The organism is Nocardioides sp. NPDC092400 (genome assembly GCF_040684155.1).
Lineage (GTDB): Bacteria > Actinomycetota > Actinomycetes > Propionibacteriales > Nocardioidaceae > Nocardioides.
In genome coordinates this window covers 95,207-118,222 of sequence record NZ_JBFBFJ010000003.1, presented here as the reverse complement: position 1 = coordinate 118,222, position 23,016 = coordinate 95,207, and the positions used below count along the sequence as shown (strand labels likewise).

Here is a 23,016-nt window from a genome sequence, read left to right as displayed (position 1 = left end):
GGTGCCTCACCCCAGCAGCCGGCGCCAGGAGCGCACGTGCCCCGCGTCGACGTAGGAGCGGTACGACGCCCCGGGCCGGACCTGGGTGTCGAGGGCCAGCTGCCGCACGCCGGCCCGGAGCAGCCACGGGACGTGCTCGGCGAGCAGCCCGCCACCGGCGACGAGGAGCCGGGCGACGGCCGGGTCCTCGGCGGCGGCCAGCAGGTCGTCGTACCCGACCGTCATGCCCTGCGGCGAGCCTGCGGAGTGCACCCCGGCGAGGCCGGGAAGCCCGAGCACGCGCCGCCAGGAGCGGCGGGGGTCCAGGGTCGCGTCGAAGGCCCGGGAGAACGTCCAGGGCAGCCCGTCGGGCAGGCGCTCGGCGAGGTGGGTGCAGACGGCCGTGTCGACCTCGAGGTCGGCGTCGAGGAAGCCGAAGGAGAAGCCCGCCGCGCCGCAGGCGGCGTAGTCGGCCGCGAGGCCGACCAGTCGCGCGAGCTCACCGCCGGTGGTGGTCCAGGAGTCGTCGAGCCGCAGCACGACGTGGACCGGGAGGTCGGACTCGCGGCACACCGCCGAGACGAGCGCCGGCTCCGGCGAGAGGCCGGCCGGCGTGGCCAGGCGGACGCGGTCGGCGCCGCCCTCGGCCGCGCCCGGGACGTCGCGCTCGTGCGCGACGGCGACCTCGAGCACGGTGTCTCGGGCGTCGCGGGGCTCCGGCATGGGCCCAGGCTAGGGCGCCGCTCCCGGTGCGGTGGCCCAGCGGCGCGCCACGTCGCCCAGGACGCGGCCGAGCAGCACCGGGCCGGGCCGCTCCCACACCTGCTCCCAGCTGGTCCGGCCCTCGCGCACCTCGGCCGCCAGCGCCTGCAGCTCGACCGGCGCGTCCCCCGCGCAGGCGGCCGCCAGCGACTCCCGCAGCCCCGCGTCGAGTGGCTCCGCGGGGCTCATGCGGCCAGCTCCCCGAAGACCGCCAGCCGGTCGCGCTGCACGTCGGCCCAGTCGGCCACGGTGCGGTGCAGGGCGACCACGGTGTCGACCAGGCCGAGCACGCGGCGTACGTCGTCGACGATGTCGGTCACGGCGTCCAGCCCCTTCAGCGCGAGCTCGCCGGCGAAGGTCGCCCACCCGGCCGGTCCACCGACCCGCGTCAGCAGCCGCCGGGCGAGACGGGCGATCGCCTTGCCGAGGTCGACGAGGAGCTCCTCGACCCGGACGCCGAGCCGCTCGGAGACGTCGGCGATCTCCTCCAGCAGCGCCGACCCTCGTCGCACCACCTCCGCGAGGCCGCGGGCGGTCACCGCCTGGACCCCGAGCCGCGCCGTGAACGCCGTGCCGGCGAGCCCGTCCCAGCGCGGGTCGACGGTCGCGCCGACGCGCACGAGGTTGGCCGTCCACGTCCCCAGCGCGTCGGCCACCTGGTGGCAGGCGGCGGCGTTCTGCCGGATCGCCCCGTAGTCGCCGGTGAGCGGCTGCACCAGCAGCTCCTCGAGCGATCCCTCCGGCAGCAGCGGCAGCCCGGCCCCCACCTGGTTGAGCACGCGGATGCCGGTGTTGACCACGTCGCGGAGGGCGGAGATCGAGGCGTCCCACAGCTGGAAGGTCGTGTCGTGGCGCAGCTGGGCCGCGCCGGGCTCGGGGTCGACGAGGTGGAGGCCGACCAGGTGCAGGGCGACCATCACGCCACCCCGGGCCGGTACGGGGCGTCCACCGCGGGCGGCGCGGGGAAGCAGCCGGTCGCGGCGGCGTCGGACGCCTCCAGGTCGCGGGCGGCCGACTCGACGCCCTGACGGAGGTCCGCCAGCCCGGCGACCGCCGTACGACCGGCCGCCTCGAACGCGGCCCGCACCGCGTCCATCGCCTCGGCGAGGGGTCGCAGGAGGCACACCGGGCTGGGCTCGAAGCCCTCGCGCTGCGCCACCCACCGCACCGCGTGCGCGGTGATGTCGCCGGCCTGCCCGGCCGCCTCGTCGAGGACCCCCGGCAGCCGCCGCAGGTCCTCCCAGTCCGTCACCAGCACGTCCATCCCACACCTCCCGAGCGGGGGCCGCGCGGTGCGACCCGGTGCCCCCGGATTGCCCGGAGCGGACCGGCCTTGAAACGCGAGCCACCATGGGCCTGTGGACAACGCGCTGCTGATGAACGCCCGGGCCCGGGTCCTGGCCGACCTGGAGGCGCGTCGGCACGCCACGGCCGCCGCCGTCTCAGCCCTCGAGGACGCCTGCTCCGCGCGGCAGTGGTGGGCCGAGCAGTGGCCCCAGGGCGAGGTGTACGTCGCCGGGCTGGTCGCCCAGGACGTCCAGGACGCCCTCCTCGAGACCGCCGGCCGGTGGCCGCTGTGCTTGGGCTGCGGGCCCGAGGCGCCCGAGCACTCGCTCTACATCCAGCCCGACCTCGGCGGCCCGGACCCGGTGTGGGTGTGCGAGGAGACCGGCGAGGCCGTCGCGCCGCTGGGCGGCCTGTGAGCGACCGCTCGGCTCGGCGCCGGTGCTTCCCGGGGTAGTCCCCCGCTCACCGGGGCAGATCTACCCCGGTAAGCGCGGGGGTCACCGGTGCACCGGGGACTCCTGCACCCCCCAGGGGCACGACTCAGGCCCCAGGACGGGTCGCCCGACCGTCCAGCCACAGGGTGTCGGAGTCGTCGCGGTGGCTCCCCGTCGTGCCGACGTGCTTGGTGCTGATCGTCGGCCCCTTGACCACCACGTGGGCCAGCGCGGCGGCGTGCCCGTGACCGAGACCGTGCTCGGACTTGAACCACGCGATCACCTCGCTGGTCCGGGACCCGGCGTCGAGGCCGTGGGCGTTCGCCTGGTCGACGAGCTGACGGGGCGTGAGCCCGGTCTTCTCCTCGGCCTTGTCGAGGTAGGCCTGGAAGGACATGGGTGCTCCTGTCGTCTGTGCACGTCGGTCGTTGCACCGACCACTGCCGCGCGGCGTACTCATCGCGCGCAGCCGGTGCTTCTCGTGGCAGTCCCTCGCTCACCGGGGCAGATCTACCCGGTGAGCGCAGGAGTCACCGGTGGACCGGGGACCCCTGCAGCGGGGCCGACCTCAGGACTCGTGCCCGAGCTGCACCCAGAGCGTGAACCGGTCGGCGCGGTAGACGGTGCGGGAGACCTCGACGACCTTCTCGCCGGCGATGGCGCGGCGGGAGTGGCGCAGGACGGAGGCGCCGGCCTCGACCTCGAGCAGGGTGGCCTCCTCGGGGGTGGCCTTGTCCGCGGTGATCGAGTCCTCGGCCCAGGTGGGGCGCAGGCCGCGCGACTCGAGGGCGTCGTACAGGCTGGTGGGCATGCCGCTCTGCAGGAAGCCGGGCAGGAGCACCTCGTTGAGGTAGGCGTCCTCCAGGCACATCGGCTTGGCGTCCGCGCGGCGCAGGCGGCGCCAGTGGATCACCGCGTCGCCCTCGCTGAGGCTGAGCGCGCGGGCCACGCCGGGTCCGGCCTGCTCGCGGCGCGCGAGGAGGGTCTGCGACTCGGCCAGCAGGCCGCGACGGTTCATCTCCTCGGTGTAGCCGGTGATCCGGCTGGCGGTACGACGCGGCCGTGCGACGAACGTGCCGCGACCGGGGATGCGCTCGAGCAGCCCCTCCACGACCAGCGCGTCCATGGCCTGGCGCACGGTCATCCGCGCGACGCCGAAACGGTGGACCAGCTCACGCTCGGAGGGAGCGGGCGATCCAGGAGCGCACCCGGTGACCAGGGAACGCACGTACTCGCGCACCTGGACGTGCTTGAGCGCGCGCCCGTCAGTCACCAGCACTTCGTCCACAGGGGTGAGACTAGGCGGACCAGACCACCGTTGTCCGCGGTTTCGCCAAGGAACCGCCGAGCATCAATCGGTGGCGATCGCACGCAGCACGTCGAGGCGGGCGGCCCGGCGGGCGGGCAGCACGGCGGCGAGGACGCCCACCACGACCGCCACGAGCAGGAACGCCGCCAGCTGCCCGGCCGGCACGCTGACCACGTCGAGGCCCTCGTCGCGCAGTGCACGCATCAGCGCGACGCCGAAGAACGTGCCCAGCAGCACCCCGAGCACCGCACCCAGCACCGCGATGACCACCGACTCAAGCGTGATCATCAGTCGCAGCTGCGCCCGGCTCAGGCCGATCGCACGCAGCAGCCCGACCTCGCGGGTGCGCTCGATCACCGAGAGCGCGAGCGTGTTGACGATGCCCAGCACGGCGATGACGAGCGCCAGGCCGAGCAGCGCGAAGATCATCAGCACCAGCTGGTCGATCGGCTCCCGCTGCTCGGCGGCGAAGCCGGCCTCGTCCTTGACCGTCACCACCGGGCTGTCCGCGACGACCTCCTCGAGCCGGTCCTGCAGCGCCGGCCCCGCGCCGGGCTCGGCGTCCACGACGATGTAGTTGTCCCGGTCCGGGAAGCCCGCGGCGAGCAGCGTGTCGACGGTCGTGAGCAGCGGGAGGAAGACGATCGGGTCGTCCTCGAAGACGCCGACGACCTCCCAGGCGGCCTCGCCGGTCGGCAGGTCGAGGGTGACGGTGTCCCCCACCCCGACGCCCTCCTCCTCGGCCCAGGACTGCTGCACCACGACCGTGTCGTCGCGCAGCGGGTCGGCGCTGCCCTCGACGAGGGTCAGGCCGAGGTCGTCGACGGTGTCGGGATCGGTGGCGGCGACACCCTGTCCCTCGCCGTCGCGCTCGGCGAAGGCGAACCGCTCGCGCAGCACCGACGCCACACCGTCGACACCGGCCATCCGATCGGCGATGGCCGGGGAGAACTCCCCGCCGAAGGCGCTGCTGACGACGTAGTCCCCGACGAAGTTCTCCTCCACCGACTTGTCGACGGTCGCCTTCGCCGAGTCGCCGACGATCGCCATCGTGCAGGCGAGGGTCAGCCCGATCATCAGCGCGGAGGCGGTCGCGGTCGTGCGCCGCGGGTTGCGCAGGCCGTTCTGCCCGGCCAGGTTGCCGACGGCGCCGAACACCCGGGCGTACGCCGCCCGCGCGGCCGACAGGAACGGCCGGCTGAGCACCGGGCTGGCCGCGGCCACCCCGAGCAGCACCGCCAGCACGCCGAGCCCCACCCACCAGCCGGCGCGGGGCACGTCGGCGAAGAGTCCGGCGGCCAGGGCCGCCAGGCCGCCGACGACGAGCACCAGCCCGGCCCAGAGCCGGCGGCGCATCGAGCTCTCGGGCAGGGCGACGTCGTCGCGCAGCGCCTGGACCGGCGCGATCCGGGCGGTGCGGCGGGCCGGCAGCCAGGCGGCGGCCATCGTGACGAGCACCCCGACGGCGTACGCCGCGAGGACGGTGCGCGGGGAGAAGACCAGGCCCTGCCCGGTCAGGTCGAGGCCGAAGGTGGCGGTGACCGCACGGATGCCCATCGCGAGCAGCACGCCTAGCCCCAGCCCGACGGTCGAGCCGACCAGGCCGAGCACGAGCGCCTCGAGCTGGACCGACCAGGTGACCTGCCGCTTGGACGCACCGAGCGCCCGCAGCAGCGCCAGCTCGCGGCTGCGCTGGGCGACGAGGATCGAGAAGGTGTTGACGATGAGGAACGAGCCGACGACCAGCGCGATGCCGGCGAAGATCAGCAGGAAGGTGGTCAGGAACGAGACCGCCTCGAGCAGGTCCGAGGCGGCCTCGTCGGCGGCGTCGTCGCCGGTGACCGCCTCGACGCCCGCGGGCAGCACCTCGCGGACGCGCTCGGCGAGCTCCTCCTGGGAGACGCCGTCCTCGGCGGTCACCCAGATGTCGTTGTAGGCGTCCGCACCCTCGAGGAAGAGCTCCTGCGCGGTCGCGGTGTCGAACTGCGCGAGCGTGGCGCCGTTGAGCGAGCCACCCTCGGCGAACTCGGCGATGCCGACCAGCTCCGCGTCGAGGTTGAGCCGGTCGGTCGAGGTCACGAACGGCACGTCGTCGCCGATGCCGTAGCCGGCCCTCTCGGCGGTCCGTGCGTCGAGGACCACCTCGCCGGACCGCTCGGGCGCGCGACCCTCCTGGATCGTCAGCCCGGTGAGGCCGTGGCCGGCGGGCGCGTCGTTCCAGTTGCCGCCGAGGGCGGGCGGGCCGAGACCGCCGACGACCTTGCCGTCGGTGTCGACGACGAAGACGCCGACCGCCTCGACGTTGCCGTCGGCACGGGCCGCTCCCTCGACCTCGGCGAGCTCGTCGACGAGCGCGGCCGGCAGCGTCTGCGTGGACGGCGCCCCCTGGCTCGTCGTACCGCCCTCGGGCTGGACCACGACGTCCCCGACGGTGGAGGCGAAGAGCGCGGTGAAGCTGCGCCCCAGGGTGTCGGAGAAGACCAGTGAGCCGGCCACGAAGGCGACGCCGAGGACGATGGCGAAGGTGCTCATCAGCAGGCGCAGCTTGCGCCCGAGCAGGCTCTTCAGCGCGGCGCGGATCATGCCGGCGCACTCATCCGCGCCATGACCTCGAGCACCTGCTCGCGGTCGGGGTGCCGCAGCTCGTCGACCACGCGGCCGTCGGCGAGGAAGACCACCCGGTCGGTGTACGCCGCGGCGACCGGGTCGTGGGTCACCATGACGACCGTCTGCCCACCGGCGAAGCCACCGGCCCCGGTGACGCTGCGCCGCAGCAGCTCGAGCACCTCGGCGCCCGAGCGCGAGTCGAGGTTGCCGGTCGGCTCGTCGGCGAAGACGATCCGGGGCCGGTTCACCAGCGCCCGGGCCACGGCCACCCGCTGCTGCTGACCGCCCGAGAGCTCGCTGGGCTTGTGGTGCAGCCGGTCGCCGAGCCCGACGGTCGCCACCACCGTGTCGTGCCACTCGCGGTCCGGGCGGCGGCCGGCGATCGACAGCGGGAGCACGATGTTCTCCCCCGCGGTGAGCGTCGGCACCAGGTTGAAGGACTGGAAGACGAAGCCGATCTCGTCGCGGCGCAGCCGGGTCAGCGCCTTGTCCCCCATCGTCGTCAGGTCGTGGTCACCGATGAGCACCTGGCCGGCGTCGGCGGTGTCGAGGCCGGCGCAGCAGTGCATGAGCGTGGACTTCCCCGACCCGCTGGGTCCCATCACCGCGGTGAACTCCCCGGCCGCCAGGTCGAGCGAGACGTCGTCCAGCGCGCGCACCTGTGCCGGGCCGGTCCCGTAGGTCTTGGTCAGGTGGCGGACGCTGGCTGCCGGCGAGGTCATGCACCCACGATCGCCGACCGCACCGACACCGCGCCACCGGGATGGACCCGGGCCTCCCCCGGGGCTCCCGGCACTCCGGCCCGGGGCGTCTGGACCCTTGCCCGTCGAACACGCGTTCGATAGCCTGGGGACGTGGACTTCCAGACCTCCCTCTTCGCCGCGGAGGCCCCTGACCAGGGGTCGCTGCTGGCGTCGTTGGCGCGGGCGGAGCGGATGCCGCTGACGCGCGGCGCCTGGGTCGACGTCTGCCGCGCCTGGCTGCCGGAGCCCGACGAGGTGTTCGGCACGCTCGTCACCGACGTGCCCTGGCGGGCCGACAAGCGCCAGATGTACGACCGCGTGGTCGACGTGCCGCGGCTGCTCCACACCTACCTGGTCGGCGACGAGCTGCCCCACCGCGTCCTCGCCGAGGCCCGGGAGGCGCTCAGCGAGCACTACCTGCCCGAGCTGGGCGAGCCGTTCCGCACCGCCGGGTGCTGCTACTACCGCGACGGCCGGGACAGCGTGGCCTGGCACGGCGACACGATCGGCCGCGGATCGACGCGCGACACCATGGTCGCGATCGTCTCGGTCGGCGACCCGCGACGGCTCCAGCTGCGGCCGCGCGGTGGCGGGGACTCGATGTCGATCGAGATGGGCCACGGCGACCTGGTGGTGATGGGCGGGTCCTGCCAGCGCACCTGGGAGCACGCGGTGCCGAAGGTGGCGTCGGCCGGGCCGCGCATCTCCGTGCAGTTCCGGCCCCTCAACGTCTTCTGACCCAAACCGGCGTGCCCGGCGGCGGGGCCCGCTGGAAGACTCGGCCTCCTCATGAACAGCTCGAACCGCTCCCCCCGCCTCACCCTGTCCTCCTTCTGGCACGACCTGCCCCGCGAGGGGAAGCTGCTGCTCTCCGTGGTCGTGCTGGAGTTCCTCGGCACCGGCCTCGTGCTGCCGTTCCACGTCGTCTACCTCAACGAGGTCCGCGGGATCGCGCTCAGCGACGTCGGCCTGCTGCTGGCGGTGCCGCCGCTGGTGGGGCTCCTGGTGGTCGGGCCCACCGGGTCCGCGATCGACCGGTTCGGCGCCCGCCGCATCCTCATGGGCACGCTCGTCCTGCTGGTCGCCGGCAACGTGCTGCTGGCGACCGCGACCAGCATCGGCACGGCGGCGGTGGCGCTGTCGCTGACCGGCATCGCCTTCGGCGTCTCGTGGCCGGCCTCGCAGAGCCTGATCGCGGCGGTCGTCCCGCGCGACCTGCGCCAGCGGTACTTCGGGGTCAACTTCACCCTGCTCAACCTGGGCATCGGGATCGGCGGCATCGTCGGTGGCGTCGTGGTCGACGTCGACCGCGCCGCGACGTTCGAGGGCATCTACCTCGCCGACGCCGCCAGCTACCTGCCGGCGCTGTTCCTGCTGGCCGTGCCGCTGCGGCACGTCGCCGGCCGCCCCGAGCACGACGAGGCCGTGGCCCAGGAGCCGGCGTCGTACCTCGCGGTGCTGCGCCGACCGGCCGTCGCGTCGCTGATGGTCCTCGGGTTCTCCGCCTCGTTCGTCGGCTACGCCCAGCTCAACGCAGGCATGCCGGCGTACGCCCGGGCGGTCGGCGAGGTCTCCACCCAGGGCCTGGGCATCGCCTTCGCCGCCAACACCCTGGTCATCGTGGTGCTGCAGCTGGTGGTGCTGCAGCGGATCGAGGGCCGCCGGCGGACCCGGGTCATCGCGGTGATGGCTGCCCTGTGGGCGTTCGCCTGGCTGCTGCTCGGCGGCTCCGGGCTGGTGCCGGGCACGGTCGGCGCGACGGTCCTGGTCGCGGCGTGCGCCTCGGTGTTCGCGCTCGGCGAGACGCTGCTGCAGCCGACGATCCCGGCGCTGGTCAACGACCTGGCGCCCGACCACCTGCGGGGCCGCTACAACGCCCTGAGCTCGGGTGCCTTCCAGGGGGCGCAGGTCATCGCACCGCCGGTGTCGGGCTTCCTGATCGGGCACTCGCTCGGCGACGCGTACGTCGGCCTGCTCGTCGTCGGCTGCGTCGCCGTCGCGCTGCTCGCCGTCACCCGCGTCGAGCGGCAGCTGCCGCCGGGGGTGAACGGCGTGCGGGTGCCGGCCCCCGTCGAGGAGCCGACACCCACCGCGCGGGTCAGCGGCGCCGTCGACGGTTGAGCAGCACCAGCAGCCCCAGGACGAGCAGGCCGGCCCCGGCCTGCTTGCCGTAGGACCTCAGCAGCACCGGGAGCACCGCCGCGCCCATGTCCAGCGCGTCGGTCCCGCCGCCGGCCGACGGGCCCACGGCGGGCGCCGGGCGAGGCGCCGCGGGAGCGGGTCCGGCGTCCGAGACCACCGGGGCCACCTCGTCGGCCGCGACCCCGTCCGTGGCCCCCGGCGCCGCCACGGCCTGGGCGGCGGACACCTCGGCGGGGGTCGGCGGCGTCTCGGCGGCGTCCCCGGCAGGTGCCGGGTCGGCGCTCAGCCGCTGCTCGAGGCACGCGACGAACTGGCCGAGCAGCTTGTCGGAGACGTCCTGCATGACGCCCCGGCCGAACTGCGCGGGCTTGCCGGTGATGGAGAGGTCGGTGACGACCACGACGTCGGTCGAGCCGCTCTCCCCCGACGGCGCCATGGTGAGGGTGACGGTCGCGCCGGCCGTGCCGTTGCCGCGCTTGTCCTTGCCCTTGGCCTCGACGACGAACCGGTGGGCGTCCTCGTCCTTCTCGAGGAACGTCCCGGACCCGCCGTACACCAGCGCGATCGGACCGAGCTTGACCTTGACCGTGCCGGTGAACGTCGTCTCCTCGACCGAGGTGACGACCGCGCCGGGGAAGCACTCGGCGACCGAGGCGATGTCGTTGAAGTGCGCCCAGGTCTCCTCGACGCCGGTCGGGACGGTGAACTCGTGCCGGAGGTCCATCAGCCGCCTGCTCCTGCTGCCGTGAGGACGGCCCGCCGGGTGAGGACCGTCGCGAGGTGGCGACGGTAGTCGGCGTCGCCGTTGAGGTCCGAGGGCGGGTTGGTTCCCTCGGCGGCCAGCGCCGCCGCCTCCCGCACGCCGTCGACGGTGGCGGGCCGGCCGACCAGTGCCTGCTCCACCGCGTGCGCCCGCAGCGGCGTGCTGCCCATGTTGGTGAGCCCGACGCGCGCCTCCGCGATCACGCCGCTGTCCCCCGGTCCCTCGACGCGGACCGCCGCGGCGACCGCGACGATCGGCCACTGGTGGGCGACCCGCACGAACTTCTCGTAGTGCGCGCCCCAGCCGGTGTGCTTGGGCAGCCGGACCTCGGTGAGGATCTCGTCCTCGCCGATCGCGGTCTCGAAGAGGTCGACGAAGAACTCCTCGGCCGGCACGGTCCGGGTCCCGCCGGGCCCCTGCACGACGAACTGCGCCCCGAGCGCCAGCGTCGGCGCCCCGAGGTCGCCGGCCGGGTCGGCGTGGGCCAGCGCGCCGCCGAAGGTCCCGCGGTGCCGGATCTGGGCGTCGGCGAGGTGCTCGACGGCCTTGCTGACCAGGGCGGCGTGCTCGGCCACGAGCGGGTCGGACCCGACCACCGAGTGGGGGGTCATCGCGCCGACGACGACCGCGTCGCCGTCGTCGCGCACACCGCGCAGGGACGGGATCCGCCCGAGGTCGATGACCATCTCCGGGGCGTTGAGCCGCATCCGGAGCACCGGCAGCAGGCTCTGCCCGCCGGCGAGGATCTTGGCCTCGTCGCCGTGCTGCGCGAGCGCCGCGAGCGCCTCCTCGACGGTCGTGGGGGCCAGGTAGTCGAACTGCGAGGGGATCACTGCTGGGCTCCGTCCTGGGCGCCGGCCGTGCGGTCCACGGTGCCCTCCATGCCGGTCGCTGCGTCGAAGTGCGGGGCCGCCGCACCGGTGGTCGGCTCCGTGCCGGAGCCGGCGTCCTGGATGGCCCGCCAGACCCGCTCGGGCGTGCACGGCATCCGGATGTCGTGGATCCCGAGGTGGCGCACCGCGTCGACGACGGCATTGACGACGGCCGGGGTCGAGGCGATCGTGCCGGCCTCCCCGACGCCCTTGGTGCCGAGGGTGTTGGTCAGCGACGGGGTCGTCGTGTGGTCGACCTCGAAGCTGATCGTGTCCGCGGCGGTCGGCAGCAGGTAGTCGACGAACGAGCCGGACACCAGCGTCCCGGAGTCGTCGTACACCGCCTCCTCCCAGAGCGCCTGGGCGATGCCCTGGACCAGCCCCCCGTGCACCTGCCCGGAGACGATGAGGGGGTTGATGACGTTGCCGATGTCGTCGACGCAGACGTACTTGCGCATCGTCAGCTCGCCGGTCTCGGTGTCGACCTCCATCGCGCACAGGTGGGTGCCGTGGGGGTAGTTGAAGTTCACCGGGTCGTACGTCGCGTCGGAGTCCAGCGAGGGCTCCATGCCGTCGGGCAGGTCGTGCGCGGCGAACACCGCACCGGCGATCTCCTGGATGGCCAGCCCCTGGTCGGTGCCGCGGACGCTGAACCGGCCGCCGCTGAACTCCAGGTCGTCGGCCGACGCCTCGAGGAGGTGCGCCGCGACGGTCTTGGCCTTCTCGACGACCTTGTCGGTGGCCTTGACCAGCGCCTCACCGCCGACGACCAGCGAGCGCGAGCCGTAGGTGTCGAGCCCCTTGGCCGAGACCTGGGTGTCGCCGTGGAGCACCTCGACGTCCTCGAACGGCACGCCGAGCCGGTCGGCGACGATCTGGCTGAACGCCGTCTCGTGGCCCTGGCCGTGGGCGCTGACGCCGGTGACGACCTCGACCTTGCCGGTGGCGAGCATCCGCACGCTCGCGTGCTCCCAGCCGCCCGCACCGTAGTCGAGCTGGCCGAGCACACGGCTCGGGGCCAGCCCGCACATCTCGGTGAAGGTCGAGACGCCGATGCCGAGCTGGACGGGGTCGCCGGACTCGCGGCGGCGGCGCTGCTCGGCCCGCAGCTCGTCGTACCCGAAGAGCTCCTTGGCGCGCGCGGTCGCCAGCTCGTAGTTGCCGGAGTCGTACTCCAGCCCGGCGACGCTGGTGAACGGGAACTCCTCGTGGGTGATCCAGTTCTTCTCGCGGATCTCCAGCGGGTCCACGCCGACCTCGGCGGCCAGCTCGTCCATCAGCCGCTCGATCGCGAACGTCGCCTCGGGCCGGCCGGCGCCGCGGTAGGCGTCGGTCCAGGTCTTGTTGGTCAGGACCGTCTGCACCGCGAAGTGGTAGGCCGGGAACTTGTAGATCGCGTTGAACATGAACGCGCCCAGCACCGGCACGCCGCCGCCGACGAGCGAGACGTACGCCCCGAGGTCGGCGAGCAGCTCGACCTTGAGGCCGGTGACCGCACCGTCCTTGGTCGCCGAGAGGGTGAGCTTCTGCCACTGGTCGCGGCCGTGGTGGCCCGCCATCAGCGACTCGCTGCGGGTCTCGGTGTACTTCACCGGCTTGCCGGTCCGGCGCGCCAGCGCGACGGTGATCCACTCCTCCGGCGTCGTCTGGAGCTTGCCGCCGAAGCCGCCGCCGACGTCGGGCGCGATGACGCGGAGCTTGGACTCGGGGATGCCGGTGGTCGCGGCGAGCGCGAAGCGGAGGATGTGCGGGATCTGCGTCGAGGACCAGACGGTCAGCTGCTCGCCGGTCGGGTCGACCACGGTCGAGCGCGGCTCCATGAACGCGGGGATCAGGCGCTGCTGGCGGTACTCCCGCTCCAGCACGATCCCGTCGCCGCGGGCCTGCGCGATCGCCTGCTCGACGTCGCCTCCGGTGCCGGCCTCGGCGGAGTCGAAGACCCAGTACGCCGACTTGTTCGTGCCGAGGTCGGGGTGGGCCAGCACCGTGTCGGCGGCGGCCTCCTTGAGCTCGAGGGCGGCCGGCAGGTCGTCGTACTCCACGTCGACGAGTTCGGCGGCGTCGCGCGCCTCGGCGGCGCTGCGGGCAACCACCACGGCGACGACCTCGCCGGCGAAGGCGACCCGGTCGATGGCGACCGGGAGGTGGGTCGGCGTCTTCTGGTCCGGCGTGATCGGCCAGGCGTTGATCAGCACGCCCTGGGTGTCGGCGAGGTCGTGGCCGGTGACCACGTCGACGACGTTCGGGCTCTGCTTGGCCTCGGCGGTGTCGATGCTGGTGATCCGGGCGTGCGCGAAGGGGCTGCGCACCATCGCCAGGTGCAGCATGCCGGGCAGCTGGATGTTGTCGGTCCAGCGCGTGCGGCCGGTGATCAGCCGCTGGTCCTCCTTGCGGCGCCGGTCCTTGCCGATCTCCCGCTCCGGCGCGGTGGCCTCCGGACGGGCCTCGGTGGCGGTCATGCCTGGGCTCCCTGGCCCGCCGCGTGCTGCACGGCCTTGACGATGTTGTGGTAGCCGGTGCAGCGGCAGAGGTTCCCCTCGAGACCGAGGCGGATCTCCTCCTCCGACGGGCTCGGGTTCTCCTTGAGCAGGTCGACGCTCTGCATGATCATCCCCGGCGTGCAGTAGCCGCACTGCAGGCCGTGGCACTCCCGGAACGCCTCCTGCACCGGGTGCAGCTGCCCGTCCTGGGACAGCCCCTCGATGGTCGTGACCTCGGCACCGTCGGCCTGCACCGCCAGCACGTTGCACGACTTCACGCTCGTGCCGTCGAGGTGGACCGTGCACGCGCCGCAGTTGCTGGTGTCGCACCCGACGACCGTGCCGGTCTTGCCGAGCTTCTCGCGGAGGTAGTGCACGAGCAGCATGCGCGGCTCGACGTCGTCGGCGACCCTCGCGCCGTCGACGGTGACGTTGATCCGGACCATGACTCTCCTCGGGTGTGCGCCGGGTGTGACCCGGCTCACGGTAGGCGCGCCTGGTTGGGTGATCGTTGGTCGAGCCCGCAGCCCTGGCGAGGTGGCTGCTTGTCGGGCGGCCGAGCCCTGGCGAGGCGTCGTCGAGACCCGGTGAGGTGCGCAGGGCCTCGGGTGCTCGCCTCCGGCTGCCGGGCCATAGGTGGTTGCGGTGGGGGCAGCTACGGGAGAGGTACGGCGGGTGGACGCGGCGGTCTCCCGGGTATCAGGTCGGCCCCCGCTGGTCGAGCAGCCGAACCCCGGCGAGGCGTCGTCGAGACCCAGTGAGGTGCACAGGGCCTCGACCACTCCCATCGACCGGCGAGAAGGTCGCCGAATTAGTGGTCCACAATGTGGTCTGACCTGGGGAAACAGCACCGGGACTGTCGGTGGTCGGTGCTTGAGTAGACCCATGGCCAAGGACTCCCGACGCAGCGCACACGTGGTGTGCCGCGCCGTCGCGAAGTCCCACGCCAGGCTGGACCGGGCGCACGAGTCGCACCTGTGGTCGATGTCCGACGACGACGTCACCGACACGCTCCTCGAGGCCGCCCGCCTCCGCGCCCGCGTCGAGGCGCTCGAGCTCCGGCTAGCCGCGGAGGCCGACCGCCGTCACGCCGGCGAGCGGGTTGGCGCCACCGACACCACCGCCTGGTGGGCGACCGAGACCCACCAGACCCGGCCCGCCGCCAAGCGCCGCATGCGGCTTGCGGAGTCGCTGGACCGCCACGACCTCACCGCGGCAGTCCTGGCGGACGGTGATGTGTCGGTCGACCACGCCCGGGTGATCACCGAGTGCCTCGACAAGCTCCCCGCCGACCTCGAAGACCAGACCATCCCCCTCCGCGCGGAGCAGCACCTGCTCGCCGAGGCGCGGCACCGGGACCCGAAAGCGTTGCGCATCCTCGCCAAGCACGTCCTCACCGTCGTAGCACCCGAGATCGGCGAGGCACGCGACGCGAAGGCACTCGAGGCCGAGGAGCGCCTCGCTCGCGAGACTGCGTGGCTGACGATGAGCCCCGACGGGCGCGGGTCGGTGGTCGGGAAGTTCAAGATCCCCGAACTGCAGGGCGCCATGCTGAAGAAGACGCTCCTCGCGTTCGCCGCCCCGAAGCACCAAGCCGCCACCCAGGACCCCTCTGCCGCCGAGCCGGTCGAGCGCCGCCCGTCACCGGAGCGGATGGGTGACGCGTTCTGCGAGCTCCTCGAACGCCTCCCCACCGCTTCCGTGCCGAAGCTCGGCGGGCTCAACGCCACCGTGGTGGTCACGATGGACATCGCCTCGTTGATGGGTGGCCTCGCACCGGGTGTCCTCGACGACGGCAGCACCATCTCCGCAGCCACCGCACGCAGGCTCGCCTGCGAAGCGGGCCTGATCCCCGCCGTCCTCGGCAGCAGGTCCGAGCTGCTCGACCTCGGCCGCACCAGCCGCCTCTTCACCTGCGCCCAGCGCCGGGCGCTCAACCTCACCCAGCCGACCTGCACCGCGGAAGGCTGCGACTGGCCCGCGCACCTGTGCCACGCCCACCACGACCAATCCTGGTCCGCCGGCGGAGCGACTGACCTGACGAACGCCCGGAACCTCTGCCCGAGGCACCACGCCCGGATCCATGACCCGGCGTACGAGACCACGCACCTGCCCGGAGGGAAGGTCGCGTTCCACCGCAGGACATAGGCCGACCCGAGCGACTCCCTCCGCCACCGCGACCACAGCGGTCGACCCCCGCCGACCGTGGGCCGACAAGCAGCCGCGCCCAGGACCTCGACCACAGCGGCGCGCAACCACACGACTCGAAAAAGGGACCTGCCCTGGCACCACCCGGCGGCCCGACGACCACCCCCAGGCCTGCCCACCTCACCGGGTCTCGACGACGCTCGCCAGCGCTCGCTGCTCGACCAGCGGGCGCACCCCGGGGCCCTGCGCACCTCACCAGGTTTCGACGACGCTCGCCAGGGCTCGCTGCTCAACCAACAGGTGCGGGTCTCGACGACGCTCGCCAGCGCTCGCTGCTCGACCAGCAGGGTCACGTCTCGACGACGGTCGCTCCCGACCAGCGGCGATGCGTCGCCTTCCGAGCAGGGCGGCTGCGAGGGTGGGCCGGTGCCGACGAACCACGACGACCGGGCCGAGATCTATGAGCTGGTCTGCTCCTACTGCCGGGCGGTCGACCGCCTTGACCTCGACGGCGTCCGAGCGGTGTACGCCGAGGACGGGGTCGACCACCACACCGGGTTCAGCGGCACCGCCGACGAGTACGTCGCATGGCTGGGCCGGATGCTGCCGGCCCTCGACGGGACGATGCACATCGTCGGCAACCAGCTGGTGGAGGTGTTCGGCGACGAGGCCGTCGCCGAGACGTACGGGCAGGCCGTGCACTGGGGGCGGCCGGCCGAGAGCTCGGCGGTGAACTTCATCAGCGGCTTCCGCTACGTCGACCACCTCGTCCGCCGAGAGGGCGCCTGGCGGATCCGCGAGCGGTGGGCGGTGCGGGAGTGGACGCGCTCGGACGCCGGCCGGTTCCTGCCGAGGTCCGCACCCGGCCCCACCGCCGCACGCGACCGCAGCGACCCCGTCCACGTCCTCCTCGACCGGCTCCGCGACTCGAGCGCCGGGGGCTAGCCGACGGCGGCGCGGAGCGCGGCCCTGGCGGAGGCGCGGAAGCGGGCGGTGCCCGGGGTGGTGTCGCCGTGGTCGACGTCCGCGGCGTGGTACATCCCGGGCTCGACGTGCAGCTCGCAGTCGACGCCGGCGGCACGGAGGCGGGCGGCGTACTCCAGGTCCTCATCGTGGAACAGGTCCAGGTCGCCGACGCCGATCCAGGCCGGCGGCAGGCCGGAGAGGTCGGCGCGGCGCGCGGGCACGGCGTACGGCGCCAGGTCGGTGGCGTCCTCGGTCGGGGCGTGCCCGAGGTAGGCGGTCCAGGCGTAGGTGTTCGAGGCGGGCGTCCACATGAACCGCCCGCGCCCGCCGTGGTCGGACCGCAGCACCGTGCGGTCGTCGAGCATCGGGTAGACCAGCAGCTGAAAGGCCACGGCCAGCCCCTGGTCGGTCGCCCGCTGGGCCAGCGACGCGGCCAGCAGGCCGCCGGCGCTCGCGCCGCCGACGGCGACGCGGGCGGGGTCGACGCCGAGGTCGCCGGCCTGCTCGTGCAGCCACGCGAGCGCGGCGGCGCAGTCGTCGAGCGCGGCCGGGTACGGGTGCTCAGGCGCGAGCCGGTAGTCGACGCTCGCGACGACCAGCCCCAGGGCGCGGGCCAGCTCGCTGCACAGCCGGTCGTCCTGGGCGGCCGCACCGATGACGGTCCCGCCGCCATGGACCCACAGCAGCGCCCCGCCCGGCGTCGTCCGCTCCGCGACCGGCTTGTGGACCCGCACCGTCGCACCGCCCGGCACGTCGTGCACGGCCACCTCCACCCCCGCGACCGGCTCGGTCGCGCGGCCGTAGACCCGGCGCGCGACCTGCACCAGCGCGGGACTGTTGATCGCGATCGGCGCCCACAGCAGCGGCGTGCGCATCGCCCGCGGCACCTCCCGCACGGCCCGGGCCCGCGCGGCCAGCGCGCCCACCGCGGTGGCGGCGAGCGTGATCGGGGCGAGGGCGAGCAGGCGGGGTCTGGTCACCCCACCGACGCTAGCGGTGCGGGGCGCGACCCGCGGGCGGGACCTCAGCGGCGCGCGACGGCGAGCCGGCCCTTGAGCAGCGGCACGGCCGGGTGCGGGGTGCCGGCGAGGTGGGCGAGGCAGGTCTCCAGCACCTCCGCGTCGTACGGCGCGAGCTCGCTGTACCGCACGACCGCATCGGGCTGCGGGTCGGCGAGCAGCGCCTCGCGCAGCGCGACGGCTACGTAGTCGGCGAGCTCGTGGAGTGCGGGGCTGTTCGTGCCGGGCAGGAGGTCGCCGCCGTAGGCGTCGACCGCGGCGGCCACCTCGCCGCGCCGCAGCAGCGACAGCACGTGCTCGACGTCGGTGGCGACCGGCATCAGCAGCCGGTAGGGCCGCGAGGACAGCTGCCCGCCGAGGGCCGCGCGCAGGTGGGAGACCTCGGCCTTGAGCGTGGAGAACGTGACCGCCTGGTCGCCGTAGACCAGCGCGTGCAGCTGCTCGAGCGAGAGCCCCTCGGGGTGCACGGCGAGCAGGGCGAGCACCTCGGTCTGCCGTCGGTTGAGCAGCAGCCGCTGGCCGTCGAGGCGGGTCTCGGCGGTGCCGAGCAGGGTCATCACCAGGCCGGGGTCGCGGGTCTCCTCGACGCCGCCGTGGGTCCGCGACCGCGGCATCGCGGACTCGATGAGCCGCGCCATCACCCGCGCGGTGGCCAGGCCGATCGGGTGGGTGCGCTCCCAGGTGGTCGACAGGTCGATGACGCCGAGCTGGGCACCGGTCACCGGGTCGTGCACGGGCGCCGCCCAGCAGACCCAGTTGTGCACGATCGGGGCGTAGTGCTCGGCGCTGAAGACCATCGACGGCGTGCCGAGCCGGTTCGCCAGGTCCAGGGCGTTGGTGCCCACGGAGCGGTCGTCCCAGCGGCCGCCGGGCACGAAGTTCACGGTCTCGGCCTTGCGGCGCATCACCCGCCCGCCGTACGTCCACAGGATGCGGGTGTCGGGGTCGGTGACCGCCACGACCAGGTCGCCGTCCTCGGCGGTGCGCCGCAGCTCTGCCTCGACCCGCTCGACGGCGACCTGCAGCGGTGAGTCACGCCAGCGTCCGGCGGTCTCCCCCTCGTCGGCCAGCGGCGCCTCGGTCACGTCGGTGCCGACCGCGGTCGAGCGCGACCAGCTTCTCAGGATCTCCGGGCGCACGGCGCCCGCGGCATCGCCGTGCTCGACGAACGACGTCCACGCGCGCACCGCGTCCCGCCGCCGGTCCTCGAGGTCCCCGACCGTCATGGGCGGACCGTAGCACCGGGCACGTGACCTGGGTCACCCGTCGAGCTGAACTCTCAGGAACTCCACGGTCCGCCGCATCGAGTCCTCGAAGCGCGGCCCGAACGCGTGCCCCTCCCCCTCGTAGACCTGCAGCCGCGCGTCCGCGCCGGCCTCGCGCAGCAGCCGGTGCGAGGTCCGCGTCCAGGCGATCGGGCAGGTGTCGTCGGCGGTGCCGTGCAGCATCAGCACCGGCTCGGTGACCCGGTCGAAGAACGTGCGGGAGGAGAGGTCGCGGTAGAACGCCGGGTTCTCCTGCGGGGTGCCGAAGCGGTCGTAGTAGCGCGCCAGCTCCTCGGGCCGGTTCGGCTCGGTGAACTGGCGGATGTTGTCGACGAACCGCGAGCTGACCGACGCGAAGACCACCGCGGCGTCGACCAGGCCGGGCTCGGCGACCAGCGCGTTGAGCGTGACCCCGCCGCCCATCGAGCGGCCGAGCATGGCGAGGCGGTCGGTGTCGACGTACGCCTCCCGCTCCAGGGCCTTGACCGCCCCGATCGCGTCGCGGGTGTAGACCAGCCGGCTCTCCCGGCCGACGTCGTCGACGGGGTCGGAGCCGGCGTGGCCGCGGTAGTCGGTGTGCAGGACGACGAAGCCGTTCGAGGCCAGCCACTCCTGCTCGCGGGAGAGCCCGCGGCCGAGGGTGTAGATCGCGGGGTCGATGTAGCCGTGGTTGAGCACGACCGCCGGGAACGGCCCCTTCCCGCGGGGCACGAGCAGCTCGCCGGAGACCACCGCGCCGTCGACGGTGTACGTCGCCGACCAGCTGCGCCAGCGGTCGGTCGACGCCAGCGGCTGGACGCGGCGGAGGCGGCCGGCCTCGACCTCCTCGCGCATCAGCGCCGGCAGCGAGACCCGGCTGCGGACCGGGGGCAGCGCCTCCGGTCCGGCGCCCGACGACGCCGATCCAGACGCCGACGCCGATCCCGGCGCGGACGGCGTGGCCGTGGCCGAGGTGGTGGGCGTGCCGGAGGGCACCGGCGTCGCGGGCGGGGTGGTCTCGGTCGGCCCGCCACCGGGGTCGTGCGCCGGCTCGTCGCTGCATGCGGCGAGCGGGACCGCGAGGACCGCGGCCAGCACGAGCGCGACGAGCCTGCTCACCGGTGGATCCGGCCCTCGGTGCGTGCGAGCGGCTCCCCCGAGCCGCCCCAGCGGCCGGCGATGATCTCCGCGGCGATGCTGACGGCCGTCTCCTCGGGCGTCCGGGCGCCGAGGTCGAGGCCGATCGGGCTGTGCAGGCGCGCCAGCTCCTCCTCGGTGACTCCTGCCTCGCGGAGCCGCTCGAGCCGGTCGTCGTGGGTGCGCCGCGAGCCCATCGCCCCGATGTAGGCGACCTCGGGCAGGCGCAGCGCCACCTCGAGCAGCGGCACGTCGAACTTCGGGTCGTGGGTCAGCACCGTCACCACGGTGCGCCCGTCGACCCGGCCGGCCTGCTGCTCGGAGCGCAGGTAGCGGTGCGGCCAGTCCACGACCACCTCGTCGGCGTCGGGGAACCGGGTCGCGGTCGCGAAGACGGGGCGGGCGTCGCACACGGTGACGTGGTAGCCGAGGAACGCCCCGACCCGGGCCACCGCCGCCGCGAAGTCGATCGCGCCGAAGACCAGCATCCGCGGCTTCGGCGCGAACGCCCACACGAAGACCCGCATCCCCTCCCCGCGGCGCTCGCCGTCGGGCCCGTAGGTCAGCACGCCGCTGTGGCCGGCGGCGAGCAGGCCGAGCGCGTCGTCGCGGACCGCGTCGTCGGCGCGCGGCGAGCCGAGCGAGGCGCTCGCCGCGGCGTCGGGCCGCAGCAGCGCGCGCCGGCCCACCCGGTCGGGGTCGGGGTGCTCGATGACGGTGGCGACCGCGACGGGCCGGCCGGCCTCGAGGTCCTCGGCCACCTCGGCGAGCTCGGGGAACGTCGCGCGCGAGACCTTCTCGACGTACACGTCGAGGATGCCGCCGCAGGTCAGCCCGACCGCGAACGCGTCGTCGTCGGAGACGCCGTACCGCTCCAGCACCGGCTCGCCTGACTCCACGACCGTCTGCGCCAGGTCGTAGACCGCGCCCTCGACGCAGCCGCCGGAGACCGACCCGACGGCCGTGCCGTCCGGGCCGACCAGCATCGACGCGCCCGGGGGCCGCGGCGCGGACCGGAAGGTCGCCACCACGGTGCCGACGCCGACCTCCTCGCCGGCCTCCCACCACGACATCAGCTCCGGCAGGACCTCACGCACCGGCGACCACCTCCACAACCTCGGCGTACGTCGCGAGCGAGTGCCCGGCGACGAAGTCGTCGAGGTACGGCAGCACCGCGACGACCCCCTGCTGCACCGGCTCGTAGCCGGCCTTCCCGCGGTGCGGGTTGACCCACACCAGCCGGTGGGCCACCCGCCCGAGCCGCTCGACCTGCTCGGCCAGCAGCGTGGTGTCGCCGCGCTCCCAGCCGTCGCTGAAGATCACCACGACCGCGCCGCGGGCCATGCCGCGGCGGCCCCAGCGGGTGAGGAAGGTCTGCAGGTTCTCCCCCAGCCGGGTGCCGCCGGACCAGTCCGGGACCGTGTCCGCGGCCGCGACGAGCGCCCGCTCGGTGTCGCGCAGGCGCAGCGCACGGGTGACGTGGGTGAGCCGGGTGCCCAGCGTGAACGTCTCGACCGTGCCGGGCGCGGCCTGGGTGAACCGGTGCGCCAGGCGCAGCAGCGCGTCGGCGTACCCGCTCATCGAGCCCGACACGTCCACCAGCAGCACCACCCGGCGGGGACGGGTCGCCCGGCGACGGTGCACGACCTCGGCCGGCTCCCCCATCCGGCGCAGGCTCGCCCGCAACGTGCGCGCGGCGTCGACGTCGCCGCGGTGCCAGGACCGCTGCCGGGCGCTGCGCCGGTGCGGCGCGCGCGGGCGCAGGGTCGCGAAGAGCGCGTTGAGCCGGGCCCGCTCGGCGGCGGAGAGCGCCGCGACGTCGCGGTGGCGCAGCACCTCGGCGTCGCTGGCCATCGCCCGGACCACGTCGGTGTCGGCCTCGTCGGCACCGCCGGGGCTGTCGGGACCGTCGGTCAGCGGGAGCTCGGAGTACGTCGTGGTGGCCGGCGGGGCGGGCCGGGGGCGCGGCAGGCCGGTGCGGTGGTCGAACCACGCCGCGAAGACCTGGTCGTGGCGCAGCAGGTCCTCCGGGCCGGCGCACAGGGTGGCCCGGCCGGCGGCGCGGGTGCCCTCCTCGGAGGCCCCCAGCAGCGCGACCGCGTCGAGGAACTGCTGCGCGCGGTCCTGGGTGACGCCCACGCCGGCCGCCCGCAGCGCGCGGGTGAACCCGAGCAGCACCTCGTCGGCGTCGTGCACGACCTCCGTCGCGGTCGTCACGGGGCGAGCACCCGATCCAGGGCGGCGCGCACGCGGTCGGCGTCCTCGCGGTACTTCACCAGCGCGCCGAGGCTCGCGGCCGCCGTCGCGAGGTCCAGCTCGGTGGTGCCGAGGTGGTGCAGCGCGCGGGCCCAGTCGAGGGTCTCCGCGACGCCCGGCGGCTTGACCAGGCCGGTGTCGGCGCGCAGCCGCTGCACGACCTCGACGACCTGCCGGGTCAGCGTCTCCGCGACCTCCGGCGCCCGCGACCGCACGATCGCCACCTCGCGCTCCAGCGCCGGGTGGTCGATCCAGTGGTAGAGGCAGCGCCGCTTGAGCGCGTCGTGCAGCTCGCGGGTGCGGTTGGAGGTGAGCACCACGACGGGCGGCACCGCGGCCCGCACGGTGCCCAGCTCGGGGATCGTCACCTGGTAGGTCGAGAGCACCTCGAGCAGGAACGCCTCGAACTCGTCGTCGGCGCGGTCGACCTCGTCGACCAGCAGCACCGCCGGGCTCTGCTGCAGCGCCGCCAGCACCGGGCGGGCGAGCAGGAACCGCTCGTCGTACAGGCTCTTCTCCGCCTCCTCAGCCCCGCCCGCGCCGGCGGCGGCAGCCCCGCCGGCGGCCTCGAGCGCGCGGAGGTGCAGCACCTGGCGGGGGAAGTCCCAGTCGTAGAGGGCCTGCGTGGCGTCGATGCCCTCGTAGCACTGCAGGCGCACCAGGGGGAGCCCCAGCGCCTCGGCCACCGCCTCGGCGAGCGCGGTCTTGCCGGTCCCGGGCTCGCCCTCGAGGAGCAGGGGCCGGCCCATCTTCAGGGCGAGGAAGGTGACGGTCGCGAGCTCGGGGTCGCAGAGGTAGCCGGTCGCACCGAGCCGCTCCGCGACGTCACCGAGCTCGAGCGCTTCCGACGTGACGGCTGACATGTGCC

The 23,016-nt window shown here is 74.3% G+C and carries 23 protein-coding genes; 5 read left to right on the top strand and 18 right to left on the bottom strand.

The features are described 5' to 3' along the window. Nucleotides 1-6 precede the first annotated feature (6 nt). Genes AB0N29_RS12320 through AB0N29_RS12305 form a run of 4 tightly spaced genes read right to left on the bottom strand, consistent with a single transcriptional unit; the run spans nucleotide 7 to nucleotide 2,005 of the window. On the bottom strand, nucleotides 7-702 hold the full coding sequence (locus AB0N29_RS12320) for a copper homeostasis protein CutC (RefSeq protein ID WP_364867085.1): 696 nt from the start codon (nucleotides 700-702) through the stop codon (nucleotides 7-9). A gap of 9 nt (nucleotides 703-711) precedes the next feature. Beyond that, nucleotides 712-930, bottom strand: coding sequence for a hypothetical protein (locus AB0N29_RS12315; protein WP_364867083.1), 219 nt, complete (start codon nucleotides 928-930; stop codon nucleotides 712-714). Next, nucleotides 927-1,658 carry a hypothetical protein gene (locus AB0N29_RS12310; protein ID WP_302268132.1) on the bottom strand — a complete coding sequence of 244 codons (732 nt, stop codon included), beginning with the start codon at nucleotides 1,656-1,658 and terminating at the stop codon, nucleotides 927-929. The genes AB0N29_RS12315 and AB0N29_RS12310 overlap by 4 nt, the downstream gene beginning before the upstream one ends. After that, nucleotides 1,658-2,005 (bottom strand): hypothetical protein, encoded by a 348-nt coding sequence (locus AB0N29_RS12305; RefSeq protein ID WP_364867081.1) that lies wholly within the window; start codon nucleotides 2,003-2,005, stop codon nucleotides 1,658-1,660. Before AB0N29_RS12305 ends, AB0N29_RS12310 begins: the two co-directional genes overlap by 1 nt. Before the next feature lie 94 nt (nucleotides 2,006-2,099). Here AB0N29_RS12305 and AB0N29_RS12300 point away from each other — a divergent pair, with 94 nt between their 5' ends. Beyond that, nucleotides 2,100-2,444, top strand: coding sequence for a hypothetical protein (locus AB0N29_RS12300; RefSeq protein ID WP_302268134.1), 345 nt, complete (start codon nucleotides 2,100-2,102; stop codon nucleotides 2,442-2,444). A gap of 124 nt (nucleotides 2,445-2,568) precedes the next feature. Here the strand turns inward: AB0N29_RS12300 and AB0N29_RS12295 are convergent, their stop codons facing one another. The 4 genes from AB0N29_RS12295 to AB0N29_RS12280 form a co-directional block, all read right to left on the bottom strand. Further along, nucleotides 2,569-2,859: a DUF4287 domain-containing protein gene (locus tag AB0N29_RS12295; RefSeq protein WP_364867078.1), complete on the bottom strand. Its 291-nt coding sequence runs from the start codon at nucleotides 2,857-2,859 to the stop codon at nucleotides 2,569-2,571. 171 nt (nucleotides 2,860-3,030) lie between these two features. Next, nucleotides 3,031-3,735: a GntR family transcriptional regulator gene (locus AB0N29_RS12290; protein WP_302268136.1), complete on the bottom strand. Its 705-nt coding sequence runs from the start codon at nucleotides 3,733-3,735 to the stop codon at nucleotides 3,031-3,033. 78 nt (nucleotides 3,736-3,813) lie between these two features. Continuing rightward, nucleotides 3,814-6,354 carry an FtsX-like permease family protein gene (locus AB0N29_RS12285; protein ID WP_364867076.1) on the bottom strand — a complete coding sequence of 847 codons (2,541 nt, stop codon included), beginning with the start codon at nucleotides 6,352-6,354 and terminating at the stop codon, nucleotides 3,814-3,816. Beyond that, nucleotides 6,351-7,100 (bottom strand): ABC transporter ATP-binding protein, encoded by a 750-nt coding sequence (locus AB0N29_RS12280; RefSeq protein WP_302268138.1) that lies wholly within the window; start codon nucleotides 7,098-7,100, stop codon nucleotides 6,351-6,353. The genes AB0N29_RS12285 and AB0N29_RS12280 overlap by 4 nt, the downstream gene beginning before the upstream one ends. A gap of 213 nt (nucleotides 7,101-7,313) precedes the next feature. Between AB0N29_RS12280 and AB0N29_RS12275 the strand changes: the two genes are divergently transcribed. Next, complete coding sequence (locus AB0N29_RS12275) at nucleotides 7,314-7,859, top strand: alpha-ketoglutarate-dependent dioxygenase AlkB (RefSeq protein WP_364867481.1); 546 nt, start codon at nucleotides 7,314-7,316, stop codon at nucleotides 7,857-7,859. 51 nt (nucleotides 7,860-7,910) lie between these two features. Continuing rightward, the gene (locus tag AB0N29_RS12270) at nucleotides 7,911-9,242 is read left to right on the top strand and encodes an MFS transporter (RefSeq protein WP_364867073.1); all 1,332 of its coding nucleotides are present in this window, start codon (nucleotides 7,911-7,913) and stop codon (nucleotides 9,240-9,242) included. On the opposite strand, the gene AB0N29_RS12265 is transcribed toward AB0N29_RS12270, so the two are convergent. Genes AB0N29_RS12265 through AB0N29_RS12250 form a run of 4 tightly spaced genes read right to left on the bottom strand, consistent with a single transcriptional unit; the run spans nucleotide 9,220 to nucleotide 13,824 of the window. After that, nucleotides 9,220-9,987 carry an SRPBCC family protein gene (locus tag AB0N29_RS12265; RefSeq protein ID WP_364867071.1) on the bottom strand — a complete coding sequence of 256 codons (768 nt, stop codon included), beginning with the start codon at nucleotides 9,985-9,987 and terminating at the stop codon, nucleotides 9,220-9,222. The two genes, AB0N29_RS12270 and AB0N29_RS12265, sit on opposite strands and share 23 nt — an antisense overlap. Then, nucleotides 9,987-10,859 carry a xanthine dehydrogenase family protein subunit M gene (locus AB0N29_RS12260; protein ID WP_364867069.1) on the bottom strand — a complete coding sequence of 291 codons (873 nt, stop codon included), beginning with the start codon at nucleotides 10,857-10,859 and terminating at the stop codon, nucleotides 9,987-9,989. The genes AB0N29_RS12265 and AB0N29_RS12260 overlap by 1 nt, the downstream gene beginning before the upstream one ends. After that, nucleotides 10,856-13,357, bottom strand: a complete 2,502-nt coding sequence (locus AB0N29_RS12255; protein ID WP_364867066.1) for a xanthine dehydrogenase family protein molybdopterin-binding subunit — start codon at nucleotides 13,355-13,357, stop codon at nucleotides 10,856-10,858. The genes AB0N29_RS12260 and AB0N29_RS12255 overlap by 4 nt, the downstream gene beginning before the upstream one ends. Continuing rightward, a complete protein-coding gene (locus tag AB0N29_RS12250) occupies nucleotides 13,354-13,824 on the bottom strand; it encodes a (2Fe-2S)-binding protein (RefSeq protein ID WP_302268145.1) in 471 nt (156 codons plus the stop codon). The genes AB0N29_RS12255 and AB0N29_RS12250 overlap by 4 nt, the downstream gene beginning before the upstream one ends. A 439-nt stretch (nucleotides 13,825-14,263) precedes the next feature. Here AB0N29_RS12250 and AB0N29_RS12245 point away from each other — a divergent pair, with 439 nt between their 5' ends. Next, on the top strand, nucleotides 14,264-15,526 hold the full coding sequence (locus tag AB0N29_RS12245) for a DUF222 domain-containing protein (protein WP_364867063.1): 1,263 nt from the start codon (nucleotides 14,264-14,266) through the stop codon (nucleotides 15,524-15,526). A gap of 426 nt (nucleotides 15,527-15,952) precedes the next feature. Continuing rightward, nucleotides 15,953-16,471: a nuclear transport factor 2 family protein gene (locus tag AB0N29_RS12240; RefSeq protein ID WP_364867061.1), complete on the top strand. Its 519-nt coding sequence runs from the start codon at nucleotides 15,953-15,955 to the stop codon at nucleotides 16,469-16,471. Here the strand turns inward: AB0N29_RS12240 and AB0N29_RS12235 are convergent. The 6 genes from AB0N29_RS12235 to AB0N29_RS12210 are packed head-to-tail and all read right to left on the bottom strand — an operon-like array spanning nucleotide 16,468 to nucleotide 23,011. Next, nucleotides 16,468-17,472 (bottom strand): alpha/beta hydrolase, encoded by a 1,005-nt coding sequence (locus AB0N29_RS12235; protein WP_364867059.1) that lies wholly within the window; start codon nucleotides 17,470-17,472, stop codon nucleotides 16,468-16,470. The genes AB0N29_RS12240 and AB0N29_RS12235 overlap by 4 nt on opposite strands. A gap of 44 nt (nucleotides 17,473-17,516) precedes the next feature. Then, nucleotides 17,517-18,737, bottom strand: coding sequence for a transcriptional regulator (locus tag AB0N29_RS12230; protein WP_364867057.1), 1,221 nt, complete (start codon nucleotides 18,735-18,737; stop codon nucleotides 17,517-17,519). A 33-nt stretch (nucleotides 18,738-18,770) separates the two neighbouring features. Then, nucleotides 18,771-19,874 carry an alpha/beta fold hydrolase gene (locus AB0N29_RS12225; protein WP_364867054.1) on the bottom strand — a complete coding sequence of 368 codons (1,104 nt, stop codon included), beginning with the start codon at nucleotides 19,872-19,874 and terminating at the stop codon, nucleotides 18,771-18,773. Continuing rightward, nucleotides 19,871-20,989: an XdhC/CoxI family protein gene (locus tag AB0N29_RS12220; protein ID WP_364867052.1), complete on the bottom strand. Its 1,119-nt coding sequence runs from the start codon at nucleotides 20,987-20,989 to the stop codon at nucleotides 19,871-19,873. Before AB0N29_RS12220 ends, AB0N29_RS12225 begins: the two co-directional genes overlap by 4 nt. Further along, nucleotides 20,982-22,109, bottom strand: a complete 1,128-nt coding sequence (locus tag AB0N29_RS12215; RefSeq protein WP_364867050.1) for a VWA domain-containing protein — start codon at nucleotides 22,107-22,109, stop codon at nucleotides 20,982-20,984. The genes AB0N29_RS12220 and AB0N29_RS12215 overlap by 8 nt, the downstream gene beginning before the upstream one ends. Next, a complete protein-coding gene (locus tag AB0N29_RS12210; protein WP_364867047.1) occupies nucleotides 22,106-23,011 on the bottom strand; it encodes a MoxR family ATPase in 906 nt (301 codons plus the stop codon). The genes AB0N29_RS12215 and AB0N29_RS12210 overlap by 4 nt, the downstream gene beginning before the upstream one ends. Nucleotides 23,012-23,016 lie beyond the last annotated feature (5 nt).